We start from the raw sequence: 14,860 nt of genomic DNA, 5'->3' as shown, positions 1-14,860 counted from the left end.
AGCCATCGATGGGGGCGAAGTTCCGGGCGCTTCAGGCGGCCACGGGAGCCCAGCCCAGCACCACGCGACGGCTGTTGGCGCTCTTTTTCTCGATCTTGGTGACCACCATCGCCCCGATCTCCGAGGTGTTTGCAACATGCGTGCCGCCGCAGGGCTGGAAGTCGATCTGCACACCGCCCTCGGCTTCGGAGCCGCCGATGCGGATGGTGCGCACCGTGCCCAGGCCACGCGGCGGCTGCACGCTCATGCTCTTGACCAGGCCGGGGTTGGCGTCGAGTTCGGCGTCGGTGATGGCGCCCACGGTCAGCGGATGGGCCGCCTCGACCAGCCGGGCCAGCCCGGCCGTCAGCGCCTCCTTGTCCAGCGGATCGGTCATGTGGAAGTCGATGCGCGCGTAGTCGGGGGTGATGGAGCAGCCGTTCACCGGCACCGGCACCAGGTGGCACAGCAGGTGGGAGGCGGTGTGGAAGCGCATCAGCCGGTGGCGGCGCTCCCAGTCGATGCGGGCGGTCACGGTGTCGCCGGGCCTCAGCGCGGCCAGCAGCCCGGCCTGTTCCGGGGCGGGCACATGGACGAATTCGTCCGTCGGCTGGCCTTCTTCGTTCTTCGCCTTGCGGGTGTCGGCAATGATCAGTTCGCGGCCGTCGGCCAGGGCCAGCACGCCGCTGTCTCCAGCCTGCCCGCCGCCCAAGGGGTAGAACACCGTGCGGTCGAGCACGATGCCGGCTTCGTCGATGCGCAGAACGCGGGCTTCGCAGGTGCGCAGGTAGGCGTCGGCGCGGAACAGGTCGTCGGTCATCCCGCGATGGTAGCGGCGATGCCCGAATGAGGTGCGCCCACGCCAGAAAGCGCCCACGACCGACAGCCCCGCCCCGCGCACGCGGGGGATGATCCGCTCGACAAGCGGCCCGAACCGCCAACACCGCTCAAAGACCGCTCAAAGACCGCTCAAAGGATCACGCATGAAAGCACCGCAGCAAGCCCCCACCCGCAACGCGTTTCCCTGGCAGGTGCCCGCCGCTGCCGTGGCCGTCGCGCTGCTCGTCGCCGGCTGCGGCGAGGCCGCCAAGCTGACGCCGGAGGCCACCACCGGCCCCAACCCGAAGCTGGCCGAGCCCAACAAGACGCTGATTCCCACCGTCAACGTCGCCCCCGCCGTCGGCTGGACCGACACCGCCACGCCCACCCCCGCCGAAGGCCTGAAGGTCACGGCGCTGGCACGCGGGCTGGACCATCCGCGCTGGGTCTACACCCTGCCCAACGGCGACATCCTGGTGGCCGAGAGCAACAAGCCGCCCAAGCCCGGCGGCAGCGCCACCGACGGCGGCGACGGCGTGGTGGCCAAGGTGCGCAACTGGGTCATGGGCAAGGTCATGGGCCGCGCCGGTGCCGGCGTGCCCAGCGCCAACCGCATCACGCTGCTGCGCGACGCCAACGGCGACGGCGTGGCCGAGGTCAAGCAGGTCTTCATGACCAACCTGATGTCTCCCTACGGCATGGCGCTGGTGGGCAACGAGCTCTTCATCGCCAACGCCGACGCGCTGGTGAAGGTGCCCTACACCGAGGGCCAGACCGCCATCAGCGTGAACCCCACGCTGGTGACCCCGCTGCCCGCGGGCATCAACCACCACTGGACCAAGAACGTCATTGCCAATGCCGACGGCAGCAAGCTCTACGTGACGGTCGGCTCCAACAGCAACATCGGCGAGAACGGCCTGGCGGCCGAAGAAGGCCGCGCCGCCATCTGGGAGGTCGACACGAAGTCGGGCGAGAAGCGCATGTTCGCCAGCGGCCTGCGCAACCCCAACGGCATGGGCTGGGACCCCGACACCAAGGCCCTGTGGACCGTGGTGAACGAGCGCGACGAGATCGGCAGCGACCTCGTGCCCGACTACCTCACCTCGGTGAAGGACGGCGCCTTCTACGGCTGGCCGTGGAGCTACTACGGCGGCATCGTCGACGCGCGCGTCACGCCGCAGAACCCCGAGATGGCGGCCAAGGCCATCGCGCCCGACTACGCGCTGGGCTCGCACGTCGCGCCGCTGGGCATGGCGTTCTCGCGCGTGGGCGTCATGCCCGAGCAGTTCGCCAGCGGCGTGTTCATCGGCGAGCACGGCTCGTGGAACCGCAAGCCCAAGTCGGGCTACAAGGTGGTGTTCGTGCCCTTCATCAGCGGCAAGCCGAGCGGGCCGCCGGTCGACGTGCTGACCGGTTTCCTCACCGCCGACGAAAAGGCCCAGGGCCGCCCGGTGGGCGTGACGCTCGACAAGAGCGGCGCGCTGATCGTGGCCGACGACGTGGGCAATGCGGTGTGGCGGGTGTCGAAGGACAAATAAGCCGCCGCCCCTTGTCTTGTCAGCGCCGCGGCCGGCCGATGCGGAAGAGCCGGTGCCGGCGCAGCGCATGCCCTTCGGGCACCAGCGGATGGTCGAAGGCGCCGGCGAGGTCTTCGGTCATGCCGATGCGTTCCATCACCGCCGCGGAGCGCAGGTTGCCGACGGCGGTGAAGGCCACGATCTCGTCGAGCGCCAGCTGATCGAAGCCGACCTGCAACGCGCCGCGCGCGGCCTCGGTCGCGAAACCCTGGCCCCAGGCATGGCGCGCAAAGCGCCAGCCGATTTCGACGCACGGGGAGAACGGCAGTGTGGCCAGCGGTGCATTCAGTCCCGTGAAGCCGATGAATTCCCCCGACGCCTTGTGCTCGACGGCCCAGAAGCCCCATCCGTTCTTCGCGATGAGCGCCTTGGCACGGTCGGCCGATGCATCGCTGTCGGCGCGCGTCGGCAGGGGCAGCAGGAACTCCATCACCTGAGGGTCGCAAGCCAGCGCAAAAAATGGCGCGAGATCGCTCTCGCGCCATTGGCGCAGCCGCAGCCGTTCAGTGTCGAATTCGATAAGGGGAACAGGGGTGCGAGCGTCGTCGGTCATGCCGGCGATTGTGCTGGCTCAGAACCCGGCCAGCACCACCTTGCCCTGCGCCTTGCCGCTCTCGATGAGCGCATGCGCGCGCTTCAGGTTCGCGGCGTTGATGGTGCCGAAGCTCGCATTCGCCGTGGTGCGGATGCGGCCCGCGTCGACCAGCGCCGCCACCTCGGCCAGCAGCTTGCCCTGCTCGGCGATGTCGGGCGTCTCGAAGCGCGACCGCGCAAACATCATTTCCCAGTGCAGCGAGATGCACTTGGTCTTCAGCGGCATCGCGTCGAGCATCTTCATGTCGTCGATCACCGCGAGCTGGCCCTGGGGCTTGAGGCTCTCGATGATCTGCGCGTAGTGCTGCTCGGTCTGCGTGAGGCTGGCGACCATGTCGACCTCGCCGATGCCGGCGGCCTTGAGCTCGGCCGCGAGCGGCTTCGAATGGTCGATGACCGTGTGCGCGCCCAGTGCCAGGCACCACTCGCGCGTTTCGGCGCGGGAAGCCGTGGCAACGATGCGCAGCTTGGTGAGCTGGCGCGCGAGCTGGATGAGGATGGAGCCCACGCCGCCCGCGCCGCCGGTGATCAGCAGCGTCTGGCCTTCGCCGCCACCCTTGGGCACCTGCAGCCGGTCGAACAGCAGCTCGTAGGCGGTGATGGTGGTCAGCGGCAGCGCGGCGGCCTGTGCGTCGTCCAGGCTCTTGGGCGCGAGGGCGGCGATGCGCTCGTCCACCGCGTGCAGCTCGGCGTTGGCACCGGGGCGAACGATGGAGCCGGCGTAGTACACGCGGTCGCCCACCTTGAAGTTCTGCACGCCGCTGCCGATGGCCTCGACCGTGCCGACGGCGTCCCAGCCCAGCACCTTGGCCTGGCCGGCCTCGGGGGCGGCGTTCTTGCGGACCTTGGTGTCCACCGGGTTGACCGACACCGCCTTCACGCGCACCAGCAGGTCGCGCGCGCCGGCCACGGGGGCGGGCAGCTCGATGTCCTGCAGCGATTCGGGGTTGTCGATGGGAAGGGGCTGGTAGTAGCCGACGGCTTTCATGGCGGGGACCTTTCAGTGACGATGGCTCGACTGTAGGATGGCAAGGCTGGTTTGATAAGACCGTCGAAATGAGCAACACTTTCAAATGAAGATTGAAAATCTCTCCGACCTGCAGGTGCTGGTGCACACCGCGCGAGGCGGCACGCTCACCGCGGCGGCGCATGCGCTGGGCATCACGCCTGCCGCCGCCAGCGCCACGCTCAAGCGGCTGGAAACCCAGCTCGGCGCCCGCCTGTTCGAGCGCTCCACCCGTGCCATGCGCCTCACGCCGCAGGGCCAGACGCTGCTCGACTACGCGGTGCGCGCCTTCGAGCTGCTGGACGAAGGCGAGTCGCTGGTCACGGCCGACCGGGGCGAACTGGTCGGCACCTTGCGGGTGGCGGCGCCATCGGACCTCACGCGCAGCACGCTGCTGCCGTGGTTCGACGAGTTCCTGGCGCTGCACGCCGGCGTTCAGCTGTCGCTGTCGGTCGGCGACCGGCCGCTCGACGTGATGCGCGACGAGGTCGACGTGGCGCTGCGCTATGGCCCGCTGGCCGATTCGCGGCTGGTGGCGCGGCCCTTCGCCATGACCAATCCGTTGTTGATCGCTTCGCCCGACTACCTGCGCCGCCATCCCGCGCCGAAGACGCCGCAAGACCTGGCGCAGCACAACTGCCTGATCTTCAACCGCGGCGGGCGCGCCAACCGCGTCTGGCGTTTCGCGCAAAAGGGCCAGTGGACCGACGTGCGCGTGAACGGCAACCGCAGCGCGGACGACGCCTCGCTCGCGCGCGAATGGGCGGTGGCGGGGCACGGCATCACGCTGAAGTCGTCGCTCGATGTGCGGGACGACATCCGCGAGGGGCGGCTGGTGCGGCTGCTGCCGGAGTGGGACACGGAGCCTTATCCGCTGCATGCGCTGTTGCCCAGTGGGCGGTTCGTGCCGGCTCGGGTTCGGGCGTTTGTGGATTTCTTGGCGTTGAAGTTCGAGGCGCTGATAGGAGCTTGAACTGTTGGCGTTGGTTTGTTTGGCGCTGCTGGCCGGGACTCGCCCCGGCGGGCGACCTACTTTTCTTTGCTTCGCCAAAGAAAAGTAGGCAAAAGAAAGGCGACCCCACTGTCCGCGTCCCTCCGCTTCGCTGCGGGCAACCTGCGGTGCTCGCGTTTCGCGGGGTCTCGCCCAAACTCGCTTCGCTCAAACAAGGGCGAGCCCTGATCCGCGAAACGCTCCGCTCCTCGGCGCGGCCAGAGGGGAGGGAGCCGGTTCAGGCCATCGCTTCGCTCGGCCCTTGCAGTTCGAACGGGCCTTCGCTGCGCTCGGCCCTGTGTTTGGCTCCCTCTCCCCTCGGGGAGAGGGCTGGGGTGAGGGTCGCGGCGCTCGATACCGCCGCTTGCCCCACGTCCCACGCGCCGCCCTCAGATCATCGGCGTCACCGCCCCATCCATCGCCACGATCGCGCCCGTCACATAGCTCGCCTTCGCCGATGCCAGGAACACCACCGTGTTGGCAATTTCCTCCGGCGTCGCGATGCGCCCCAGCGGCAGCCTCGCCTTGGCGCGTGCCAGCGCCTCGTCGGTGCCGATGCCCGCGAGCTTGGCGTCGGCCTTCATGCCTTCCTGCAAGCGCTCGGTCAGCGTGAGGCCGGGGTTCACCGCGTTCACGCGCACGCCCTTGCCCGCATAGGCCGCGGCCATGCCGGCGCTCACCAGCATCAACGCCGCATTGGCCGCGCCGCCGGCCATGTGCACGGGGCTGGCCACCTTGCCGCCCTGGCCGATCACGTTGACGATGGCGCCGCGGCCGCGCTGGCCCATGCGCTTGACCACCGGGTCGATCATGTGGATGTAGGTGAAGTACTTCGCGTCCATCGCGTCGTGCCAGGAGGCCGCGGTCAGGTCGTCGGGCGGGGTGCGGCGCGCGGCGCCGGCCGAATTCACGAGCACGTCGACCGCGCCGAAGGCCTGCTCGGCCGCATCGAGCGCGGCCACGGCGCTGGCCGGGTCCTTGAGGTCGGCCGCATGCACCGACACGCGGCCTTCGGCCTGCGCATGCGCCTCGAGCAGCGTCTTTCGGCCCTGCTCGAGGTTGGCGATGTCGCGCGAGACGAGGCTCACGCGCGCGCCCTCGCGCAAAAAGCCCAGCGCGCAGGCCAGGCCGATGCCCTTGCTGCCGCCGGTGATGAGAACGTGCTGGTCCTGGAGCTGGAGGTCCATGAAAAAATCCTTGGCCGTGATGAATGGGAATCCGCCGGCGATTGAAGCACCGGCGTGAAACCCCTGCACAGACGCGGCTGTGCGCCGCGAACTCCAGCGCTATCGCTACCGGCTCAGCGCCTTGCGCCCGCGCGCTGCAGCGGCTCGGGCTCCAGCGCGCCCGGCGCGGTGTCGGTGGCGTCGCGCAGGTGGCCGTTGTTGTCGTGGTGCGCCAGCAGCTGGCGCGTGCGCTGCCAGGCCGACAGCCGTGCCGGCGGCACGTCGATGAAGGAGGCCAGCGCGAACAGCGACGATTCCTCCTTCTCGGGCGGCGCCTCGCGCTTGTTCTGGCGGCGGCGCCAAGGCGCCATCACCAGCATCGCCACCCCGATCACGCCGATCAGCACCGCGTACAGGCCCAGCAGGTGCATCACCTCGGGCTGCGAGCGCGCGCCCAGCACGTAGGGCCAGGCATACCAGACGGCGCAGAACCAGATGGCGATGGTGAGGGCCGGGCGCAGCACGCGCAGCCACAGGTACATGGCCAGCGTGCGCCGCGGCGAACGGCCGGTGCCGAAGGCGCGCAGCGAAATGCGCGCGGCGTCGATGATCGGCTCGTCCACCGCGGGCTGGCCCCATGAGCGTGAGCGGCTCGGCGGCGGCGTGTCGTCGTGTCCTGGAAAACGGCTGTGGAGCGGTGTCTCATAGTTTTCATTGCGCATCGGAAACTCCTCGGTCAGGGCTGGTCCATACCGCGCGCTTGCCGCGGCGGCGTAACAGGACCTTGGGAAGGGCGATGACGGTGGTCGCCATCGTCAGGGTCCAGAAAGCGATCGGGTACCAGATCGTTCCGGCGAAATAGCGCAGCAGGTCGCGGTCGTAGCGGCGATCGATCCACAGGCTCAGCAGCATCTGCAGGATGCAGGTCATGGCCAGCAGCGTGCCCTGCCAGTGCGGCAGCAGCGCGGAGTGCCACAGCGAGTCGACCGGCAGCAGCGGGCGCACCAGGCTCACCACCAGCACCGCGGCCATGGCATAGGCCCACACCACGCTCGTCATGTACTCCGCATAGACCAGCCACATGCGCCAGTTGCCCGGGCGCAGGATGCGCGGCGTGTAGCGCAGCATGGTCTGGATGCCGCCCATGGCCCAGCGCAGGCGCTGCTTCCACAGGCCGCGCAAGGTCTCGGGCATCAAGATCCAGCACAGCGCGCGCGGCTCGAAGCGCAGCTTCCAGCCGGCGAGTTGCAGCTTCCAGCTCATGTCGATGTCCTCGGTGAGCACGTCGGGGCTCCAGAAGCCCACGTCGATCACCGCGCGGCGGCGGAACATGGCGATCACGCCCGACACCGTGAACAGCGTGCCCACCAACTGCTGCGAACGCTTGATGAGCCCGATGATCGAGGAGAACTCGCCCACCTGCATGCGCCCCAGCAGCGTGGTGCGGGTGCGGATGCGCGGGTTGCCCGTCACGGCGCCGATGCGCTCCGACGCCAGCATCGGCTGCAGCATCCATGCAATGGCGTCCTCGTCGATCAGCGCGTCGCCGTCGATGCCCAGGATGTACTCGCCGCGCGCCAGCTGGCAGGCGGTGTTCAGGCCGACCGCCTTGCCCTGGTTGCTGGCGTTGTGGACCACGCGCAGGCGGCTGTATTCGCGCGTCATCTCGTCGAGCAGCTCGCCGGTGCCGTCGGTGCTGCCGTCGTTCACCGCAATGACCTCGTAGTTCGGGTAGCGCGTGCGCATGAGCTGCTCGATCACCTCGCGCAGGTGCGGCGCCTCGTTGAAGCAGGGCACCACCACCGTGACCAGCGGAAGCGCGGGCAGCCGCTCGAGCGGGTTGCCCTCGATGTCGCGCTTGCGCTCGAACACCCACGCATGCGAGAGGCCGCCCGCCATCCACACGTAGGCCATGAAGAAGGGGTAGTAGAAGACGAAGCCGAACAGCAGCGAGGGCAGCGTCTGCGCGAGGAAATGACTGGAGCTCATGGCGAGCGTTCTCCTTGCGGGGACTGCGGGGGAATTTCAGCGGAGGCCGGCCCCAGGGCGCGCGGCAGCAGGGTGCGCACCGAGAGGGCCCGGCGCACGGTGTCCAGCGAGGGCTGGTCGTTCAGGAAGTCGTCGGGGTAGTAGCCCAGGTGGCGCACGCCGGCGCGCTGCAGCAGCGTCCACTGGCGCGTGAGCTCGGCGTCGGGCACGGGCTCGCCGGTGCGCCAGTCGCGCGCCTGCAGCTCGAACACGGTGCCGTCCAGGCCGCGCGGCGTGTCGGCCGCGCGCTTGGCGAGCCGCGCCAGCCAGGCCTGTGCGTCGGCTTCGCCTTCCATGCGCGGCATGGCCATCAGCGCCACGTAGTCGTAGGCCGCGAGCGAGGCCTCGTAGTTCTGCGCGAACCACTGCTCGGCCTGGGGCTCGAGCAGCGGGCGCGCATACAGGTTGCGCGCGGTTTCCAGCGCGGGCCGCCAGGCGCCCACGCGCGCGGCGAGCTCGTGCGTGAAGTCGATCAGGTAGCGCGTCTTGGCCGTGGTCCAGCGCGCCATCAGCGCGGGGTCGGCGCGGATCGCGGCCACGTCGCGCGGCAGGCCCCAGCGCTCGTAGGTGGCCAGCGCGGCGGGGCTGGCATCCTCGTCGTCCGCCAGCATGGCGTCGTCGTGGAACAGCAGGCCCTCGAAGAAGGCATGGCTGCCCAGGTCTTCGTAGATGTCGCCGACCAGCGCGCGCACGGCCGGGTCGAAGGGCGTGAGGCGGTGGTAGCGGTCGTCGGGCGTCGTGCCGGCCTGCGTCACCACCGTGTGCGTGGCGAGCGGGTTGGCCTCGGGCAGGCGGAAGGCCGTGACCGGCATCCACGCGTAGACCTTCACGCCGGTGCGGGTGCGCAGCTGCCAGGCGGCGCGCGCGAACAGGTCGGCGCGCATCGGCAGGTGGCGGTTGGGAAAGTACATGGCGTCGGCCACGCCGTCGCCGTCGGGGTCGGCATAGGCCTGCAGGAACACCGAGCGCGGGCGCACGGCGGCCACGCGGTCGATCAGCAGCGACAGGTTGCGCTCCTGCTGCGCGGGGTCGGGGTCGTACACGTAGTCCAGGTCCACGTGCATCACGCGGTTGACCGGGCGCACCTCGCCGCCCACGGGGCTGCGCAGCAGCCGGGCGTATTCGGGCGCCTGGTTGTCGTAGGCGGCCAGCGCGCGGCGGATGCGGCTGAGCGGCACCGCGCCGGTGTTGGGGCCGTCGTCCAGCGTGAAGGTGATGGGCATGCCCGCGCGCTCGGAGGCCTTCAGCGCCGCGGTGTTGTAGGCGCCGTAGGGCCACACGGTGGCGCGCACCTTGGCGCCGGTGCGCGCTTCGATGATCTCGCGGCTGCGGCGCAGGTCGGTCTCCACGCGGCGTGCGTACGCGTCGTCGCTTTCGTAGCGGCCGGTGGCGTTGTCGTAGCGGTGCGTGGCGGCCGAAGGCAGCAGGTTGCCCTGCGGGTTGGCGGCGATGCCGGTGTGCATCGCATCGGTGTGGCTCGCGAACTCGACCAGACCCGAGCGCGCCATCTCGGCGGCTTCGGACCACAGCAGGAAGTTCTCGCGCGGCGCGGGCTTGTCGCCCCAGTGCACCAGCTGGCCTGCGGGTACGTCGAGCCAGCTGGTCACCAGCGCCATCAGCGCCGGGTAGTTGTAGCGCTTGAGCAGCGGAAACACCTTGGTGTAGGCGCTGCGGTAGCCGTCGTCGAAGGTCAGCAGCACGGCCTGGGCCGGCAGCGGCTTGCCGCCGGCGCGCGCGTCGACGATCTGCTGCAGGCTCACCGGCCGGTAGCCGCTGTGCTCGAGCCAGGCGAACACCTCGGCGAAGGTGCGTTCGTCCACGGCGGTCTCGTCGGGCGAGTCCGCAAAGGTGGCGCGCACGTTGGTGCGCACGTCGTGGAAGGACAGCACGCGAAAGGTGAGGCCGTCGCTGGGGTCGGCCGGCGGCAGCGGCTGTGCCGGCGCGGGCAGCGCCACGGCCAGCAGCAGCCCCAGCAAGGCGGTGCGCCACAGGGAAAGGAAGTTCTTCATCGTTCGCATCACGGCAGGGGCATCGAGAGGTTCAGGAAGACGCCGCGCTGTCGCTCGCGCACGCCGTCGTAGGGATGGCTGGAAATGCTCAGGCCGTAGCGCAGCGTGAGCTTGGGGCTGAGCTCCCAGCGGTGCTCGTAGCGCAGGCTCCACAGCGGCCCGCTGCCGAAGCCGGCCTGCCGGTAGGTGCCGCCGCTCAGCCCCACCACCTGGAAGAACTGACGGTCGTCGCGCTTCCAGTTGAGCCATTGCGCGCGCACGCCGAGCTCGGTGCTGCTGTCGCTCGACGGGTTGAAGTAGGGCGCGTCGACGGCGCGCCCGCGGCCGGCGGCGGTGGTCAGCTGGGTCTCGAGCTGGAAGGCCGGCGTGCTGATCCAGCGCTCGCGCCAGCCCAGTTCCAGGCCGTTGCGCACGTTGCCGTCGCTGAAGTCCATGCGCTGGTACTGCAGGTCGAAGCGGCGCGACTCGTTCACCACGTAGCCCACGCTCGCGCCGGTCTCGCGCGCGCCGATGCGGGCCACGCGCGCCTTCCACGGCAGCTCCTTGCTGTCGCCGTCGTAGGTGGCCGACAGCCGCCAGGCATCGCTGGCGCGGTAGTCCACGCGGCCCGCCACGCTGTTCTGGTAGGGGCCGCCGTTGGAATGCTGCAGCGCGCCTTCGGCCAGCCAGGGGCCGCGCTGCCAGGCCAGGCCCAGCCCGCCGCGTGCCCAGTTGGCGTTGCCGATGTCGGTGTTGCCGCGGCCGAGCGACTGGTCGTAGAACAGCCGCCATTCGTCGTTGACGAGGCCGGAGCTGAGCCGGCTGTCGACGCGCCATTCGCGGCTTGCAATGGCCGCGCCGCCGCGCGAGGCTTCGGCATCGACGTCCAGCCGGGGCCCGGTGATGGCGCGCCGCTTGCGCTCCATCTCGCGCACCTCGGCCGTGTCGGGTGCGTCGGCCATCACCGATTCGGCCCGGCGGCGGGCCTCGGCGAATTCGTCGGCGTCGAGCAGGGCTTCCACGTGGCCGGTGCGCGCGCTGATGTCTTCGGGGTGGTCGGCCGCCAGCGCCTCGAAGCGCGCCACGGCGGCCTCGGGGTGCTCGCGCATCCGCTCGGTGAGCGCCGCGCCGTAGGCGTAGCCGGCGTTCAGCGGCGCCTCGCGCGTCAGCACGTCGAACTGCTGTTCTGCCAGCGCATGCCGGTCGCTGTACAGCGTGAGCAGGCCGCGCAGGCCGCTCACGTCGCTGTACTGCTCGTTGGGGCGGCGCGCTTCGGGCGCCAGCCGCAGGTAGGTCGGGGTGGCGCCTTCGAGCCGCGCGAGCAGCGCCTGTGCGTCGTCGAAGCGGCCGGTGTCCTGGTAGGCGTACACCAGGCCGAAGTACAGAGGGTCGGGCATGGGCAGGTCGTCCCCGCCCTTGCTCACCGCCGCCTCGAACAACGGCACGGCCTCGGCCGAGCGGCGCTCCTGCGCATAGGCGCGGGCCGCGGCGCCCAGGCCGTAGAACGGCAGTTCGGTGCCGGCGGCGCGCATCGACTCGTACAGCGCGATGGTGTCGGCGGGCCGGCCGCGCTCGACCAGCGCCAGCAGGCGGTCGCTCAGCAGCCGCACGCGCAGGGCGCGCCAGGCCGGCGCATCCGCGGGGTCGGCCTTCAGGGCGGCCGCATCGGCGCGGGCCAGTGCGGCTTCTTGAGCGGCCAGCACGCGGTCGAGTGCAACCACGCGTTCCGCGCCCAGGCGCTGGTCGCGTTCCTGGATGGCCCAGCGCAACTGCTGGCCCAAGGCCTCCTGCTGCAGCGTGGACAGCGCCAGCGGCGAGAAGCTGCCGGGCGTGGCGCGCTCCGCCGCTTCGGCGTCGTCGGAGGCGCTCGATGCGGCGCCGCTGCCGGCGAGCAGAAAGTCGGCCTCGCGGCGCAGGTCGGGGCGCTCGGGCCGCAGGGCGCCGGCTTCGGTGTAGGCGGCCAGGGCCTGCAGCGGGTCGTTGTCGGCGCGGGCCACGGCGGCGCGCAGTTCCAGCAGCGAGACGCGGTCGTCGATCTGCTTCGAGGGCTGTGCGGCCAGGGCGGTATAGATCGCCTTCGCCCCCGCGATGTCGCCGCTGTCGAGCCGCCAGTAGGCCTCGTGGATGCGCGGCTCGCGGGCGTCGGGCTGCCGTGCGCGCCAGAGCTTGACGGTGTCGCCCTGCAGCGAAGGATCCTTCGTGCGCCGGGCGGCCACGGTGAGCGGGCCCAGCGCGTAGTCGCTCAGCCCTGCGGGCGGGAACCGGCGCGCCAGCGCCACGGCTTCGGCGAACTGCCCGTCGGCGACCGCCACGACGACGGCGTCGGACGCGGCGCGCCGCCGTTCGGCCTCGCCCAGCGGCGATGCGAGCCATGCCTCGAGCTGCTGCAGCGCCTGTGCCGGTGTCACGCGGCCTTCGCGGCGCGCGGCGATCAGCGCATCGTGGCGTTGCGGGCTGTAGGCCATCGTGCTCGCGTCGGACGCGGGCGCCTGGGTGACCGAAGGCTGCGCAAGGGCCGCCGACGTGTCGAGGGCCAGGACGCAAACGATGGGGAATCCTCGTGCTGCTTTGGCGAGGCGATGAGACAACGACCCTGCGGGTGCCGATTGGCGCCCGAACGTGACCGTGCCTCCAGCTTTTTTCTGGATATGCACACTGCTCCCTTGAACCGCATCTCTCATGCGGCGAAATGCCTGCATGAAAGCCGAACTACCGTGCGGATCGATGCCGCAAGCTGGTAGTTCTTAAAAAGTGACTCTGGAAAGGACTCTATGGAGAATGGTTAACAAACGCAAACCTTAGTACCAGGTTCTCGTTATAAACGTGAACATGTTTACGTTTTCGGCGTGGTCAGGCCGCCGCCATGTCAGACAAAGGCGTTCGGAACGCACGCCCGGGGAGCCCACTAAGATCGCGCGATGAACGCTACTTCGGCTTCCTTTCCCCGCTTCTGGTCGCAGCTCACCACGCGCGACTTCGCGTCGCTCGACGCGGCGGCCACGGTCGCGGTGCTGCCGCTGGGCGCGACCGAGCAGCACGGCCCGCACCTGCCGCTGGGCGTGGACACGGTGCTGGCCGACGGCATCGTCGCGGCCGCGCTGCCGCTGCTGCCGGCCGAATTGCCGGTGCTGTTCCTGCCGACCCAGCAGATCGGGCTGAGCCCGGAGCACGCGCGCTTCGCGGGCACGCTCACGCTGTCGGCCGAGACGCTCATCCGTGTATGGAACGAAATCGGCGCGGGCGTGGCGCGCGCCGGGGTGAAGAAGCTGGTGCTGTTCAACGCGCACGGCGGCCATGTGGGCGCGATGGACATCGTGGCGCGCGAGCTTCGCGCGGCGCACGGGCTCATCGTCTACAGCGTGAGCTGGTTCAACCTGCCGCTGGGCGACGCGAACGCGCGGTTCAGCGCGCAGGAGCATCGCTTCGGCGTGCACGCGGGCGAGATCGAGACCTCGATGATGCTGGCGCTCACGCCGCAGCTGGTGCGCATGGGCGAGGCGAAAAACTTCGGTTCGACTTCGCAGCAGCGCGCGGCCGACTACGCGATCCTTGGCAACGGCAAGAGCGCCAAGCTCGGCTGGGCCATGGAGGACTACAACGCGCACGGCGCCGCAGGCAATGCGGCCGCTGCGACGGCCGAGAGCGGCCAGGTCGTGATCGATGCGGCCGCGCAGCAACTGGCGCTGCTGCTGGCGGAGGTGTCGCGCTTGCCGCTGAGCACGGCCAATACGGGGCCGCTGCCTTAGGCGGCGCCCCTCAGCACCCCGGCGAACATGTCCGAGTCGACATTCCCGCCACTCACGCTGATACCCACCGTCTTGCCGCGCCAGCGCTCCTGCTGCTGAAGTGCGGCCGCCAGCGCCGCGGCCCCCGCGCCCTCGGCCACGTTGTGCGTGTCGCTGAAGAGGATGCGCATCGCGTTGGCGATCTCGTCGTCGGTGACCGTGACCACGTCGTCGGCCTCACGCAGGATCACCTCCACGGACTCGGGCACCGGCGTGCGGCACGCCATGCCGTCGGCCAGCCGCGTGGTGACCGGCGCTTCCACCGGCTTGCCGGAGCGAAAGGAATCGCGGTACGCCGTGGCATGGGCGGACACCACGCCGATGAGCCTGGTCGACACGCCGCAGTGCGCGCGCGCGGCCGCCGCCGCGGCAAAGCCCGAACCCAGGCCGATCGGCACGAACAGCACGTCGGGCGGCGTGCCCGACAGCGCATCGAAAAATTCGACATACGCCGTCGACACCCCGCGCACCAGCTCGCGGTGGAACGAGGGCACGCGGTGCAACCCGTCGCGTTCGGCCAGCAAGCCCGCATGTTCGGACGCCGCCTGGAAGTCGTCGCCGTGCTCGACCAGCGTCACGCCCAGCGCGCGCATCGCGGCGTTCTTTTCGGTCGAGTTGCCGTGCGGCACCACGATGGTCGCGGCCAGCCCGTGGCGCCGCGTGGCGAAGCCGACCGACTGGCCGTGGTTGCCGCGCGTGGCGCTGACCGCATGGCGCACCTCGGGATGCTCGCGCGCCAGCGTTTCGAAGTACGTCAGGCCGCCGCGGATCTTGAAGGCGCCGGCCGGCGTGTGGTTCTCGTGCTTGGCCCACACCGTGGCGCCCAGGCGCTGCGACAGCAGCGGCCAGGCGTACTGCGGCGTCGGGGGCATGGCGGCGTGCACGGTGCGCTGTGCGGCTTCGATGTCTTCGCGGGTGAATTTCACG

Annotated in this window: 12 protein-coding genes; 3 read left to right on the top strand and 9 right to left on the bottom strand. The window is 70.2% G+C overall.

From position 1 onward, the window contains the following. Nucleotides 1-31: 31 nt before the first annotated feature. Nucleotides 32-799, bottom strand: a complete 768-nt coding sequence (locus ACSFBM_RS22845; protein ID WP_435486413.1) for an alanyl-tRNA editing protein — start codon at nucleotides 797-799, stop codon at nucleotides 32-34. Between the two features lie 163 nt (nucleotides 800-962). Between ACSFBM_RS22845 and ACSFBM_RS22840 the strand changes: the two genes are divergently transcribed. Continuing rightward, nucleotides 963-2,336, top strand: a complete 1,374-nt coding sequence (locus ACSFBM_RS22840) for a PQQ-dependent sugar dehydrogenase (protein WP_435486412.1) — start codon at nucleotides 963-965, stop codon at nucleotides 2,334-2,336. Between the two features lie 19 nt (nucleotides 2,337-2,355). Here ACSFBM_RS22840 and ACSFBM_RS22835 read toward each other — a convergent pair whose 3' ends face one another. Both ACSFBM_RS22835 and ACSFBM_RS22830 read right to left on the bottom strand, forming a co-directional pair. Beyond that, the gene (locus ACSFBM_RS22835; RefSeq protein ID WP_435486411.1) at nucleotides 2,356-2,928 is read right to left on the bottom strand and encodes a GNAT family N-acetyltransferase; all 573 of its coding nucleotides are present in this window, start codon (nucleotides 2,926-2,928) and stop codon (nucleotides 2,356-2,358) included. Nucleotides 2,929-2,946: 18 nt separating this feature from the next. Beyond that, nucleotides 2,947-3,957 (bottom strand): zinc-binding alcohol dehydrogenase family protein, encoded by a 1,011-nt coding sequence (locus ACSFBM_RS22830; RefSeq protein WP_435486410.1) that lies wholly within the window; start codon nucleotides 3,955-3,957, stop codon nucleotides 2,947-2,949. 85 nt (nucleotides 3,958-4,042) lie between these two features. Between ACSFBM_RS22830 and ACSFBM_RS22825 the strand changes: the two genes are divergently transcribed. After that, nucleotides 4,043-4,948 carry a LysR family transcriptional regulator gene (locus ACSFBM_RS22825; protein ID WP_435486409.1) on the top strand — a complete coding sequence of 302 codons (906 nt, stop codon included), beginning with the start codon at nucleotides 4,043-4,045 and terminating at the stop codon, nucleotides 4,946-4,948. Nucleotides 4,949-5,355: 407 nt separating this feature from the next. Here the strand turns inward: ACSFBM_RS22825 and ACSFBM_RS22820 are convergent, their stop codons facing one another. From ACSFBM_RS22820 to pgaA, 5 genes are all read right to left on the bottom strand, one after another. Further along, nucleotides 5,356-6,153: an SDR family oxidoreductase gene (locus tag ACSFBM_RS22820; RefSeq protein ID WP_435486408.1), complete on the bottom strand. Its 798-nt coding sequence runs from the start codon at nucleotides 6,151-6,153 to the stop codon at nucleotides 5,356-5,358. A 113-nt stretch (nucleotides 6,154-6,266) separates the two neighbouring features. Then, nucleotides 6,267-6,854 carry a PgaD family protein gene (locus ACSFBM_RS22815; RefSeq protein WP_435486407.1) on the bottom strand — a complete coding sequence of 196 codons (588 nt, stop codon included), beginning with the start codon at nucleotides 6,852-6,854 and terminating at the stop codon, nucleotides 6,267-6,269. After that, nucleotides 6,844-8,121: a poly-beta-1,6-N-acetyl-D-glucosamine synthase gene (gene pgaC / locus ACSFBM_RS22810; RefSeq protein ID WP_435486406.1), complete on the bottom strand. Its 1,278-nt coding sequence runs from the start codon at nucleotides 8,119-8,121 to the stop codon at nucleotides 6,844-6,846. The genes ACSFBM_RS22815 and pgaC overlap by 11 nt, the downstream gene beginning before the upstream one ends. Further along, complete coding sequence (gene pgaB / locus ACSFBM_RS22805; RefSeq protein ID WP_435486405.1) at nucleotides 8,118-10,169, bottom strand: poly-beta-1,6-N-acetyl-D-glucosamine N-deacetylase PgaB; 2,052 nt, start codon at nucleotides 10,167-10,169, stop codon at nucleotides 8,118-8,120. The genes pgaC and pgaB overlap by 4 nt, the downstream gene beginning before the upstream one ends. Before the next feature lie 8 nt (nucleotides 10,170-10,177). Continuing rightward, nucleotides 10,178-12,613 (bottom strand): poly-beta-1,6 N-acetyl-D-glucosamine export porin PgaA, encoded by a 2,436-nt coding sequence (gene pgaA / locus ACSFBM_RS22800; protein WP_435486404.1) that lies wholly within the window; start codon nucleotides 12,611-12,613, stop codon nucleotides 10,178-10,180. Between the two features lie 453 nt (nucleotides 12,614-13,066). Here pgaA and ACSFBM_RS22795 point away from each other — a divergent pair, with 453 nt between their 5' ends. Next, the gene (locus tag ACSFBM_RS22795; protein WP_435486403.1) at nucleotides 13,067-13,894 is read left to right on the top strand and encodes a creatininase family protein; all 828 of its coding nucleotides are present in this window, start codon (nucleotides 13,067-13,069) and stop codon (nucleotides 13,892-13,894) included. Here the strand turns inward: ACSFBM_RS22795 and ACSFBM_RS22790 are convergent. After that, on the bottom strand, nucleotides 13,891-14,859 hold the full coding sequence (locus ACSFBM_RS22790; RefSeq protein ID WP_435486402.1) for a threonine dehydratase: 969 nt from the start codon (nucleotides 14,857-14,859) through the stop codon (nucleotides 13,891-13,893). The two genes, ACSFBM_RS22795 and ACSFBM_RS22790, sit on opposite strands and share 4 nt — an antisense overlap. Nucleotide 14,860 lies beyond the last annotated feature (1 nt).

It is taken from the genome of Variovorax pasteuri (assembly GCF_051216435.1).
GTDB lineage: Bacteria > Pseudomonadota > Gammaproteobacteria > Burkholderiales > Burkholderiaceae_C > Variovorax.
Note: the sequence above shows the minus strand (reverse complement) of the source record. Positions and strands in the feature narration are given on the sequence as shown.

Coding starts and splice junctions, on each gene's coding strand:
- ACSFBM_RS22845 (WP_435486413.1), bottom strand. CDS start 799: ATGACCGACGACCTGTTCCGCGCCGACGCCTACCTGCGCACCTGCGAA.
- ACSFBM_RS22840 (WP_435486412.1), top strand. CDS start 963: ATGAAAGCACCGCAGCAAGCCCCCACCCGCAACGCGTTTCCCTGGCAG.
- ACSFBM_RS22835 (WP_435486411.1), bottom strand. CDS start 2,928: ATGACCGACGACGCTCGCACCCCTGTTCCCCTTATCGAATTCGACACT.
- ACSFBM_RS22830 (WP_435486410.1), bottom strand. CDS start 3,957: ATGAAAGCCGTCGGCTACTACCAGCCCCTTCCCATCGACAACCCCGAA.
- ACSFBM_RS22825 (WP_435486409.1), top strand. CDS start 4,043: ATGAAGATTGAAAATCTCTCCGACCTGCAGGTGCTGGTGCACACCGCG.
- ACSFBM_RS22820 (WP_435486408.1), bottom strand. CDS start 6,153: ATGGACCTCCAGCTCCAGGACCAGCACGTTCTCATCACCGGCGGCAGC.
- ACSFBM_RS22815 (WP_435486407.1), bottom strand. CDS start 6,854: ATGCGCAATGAAAACTATGAGACACCGCTCCACAGCCGTTTTCCAGGA.
- pgaC (WP_435486406.1), bottom strand. CDS start 8,121: ATGAGCTCCAGTCATTTCCTCGCGCAGACGCTGCCCTCGCTGCTGTTC.
- pgaB (WP_435486405.1), bottom strand. CDS start 10,169: ATGAAGAACTTCCTTTCCCTGTGGCGCACCGCCTTGCTGGGGCTGCTG.
- pgaA (WP_435486404.1), bottom strand. CDS start 12,613: ATGGCCTACAGCCCGCAACGCCACGATGCGCTGATCGCCGCGCGCCGC.
- ACSFBM_RS22795 (WP_435486403.1), top strand. CDS start 13,067: ATGAACGCTACTTCGGCTTCCTTTCCCCGCTTCTGGTCGCAGCTCACC.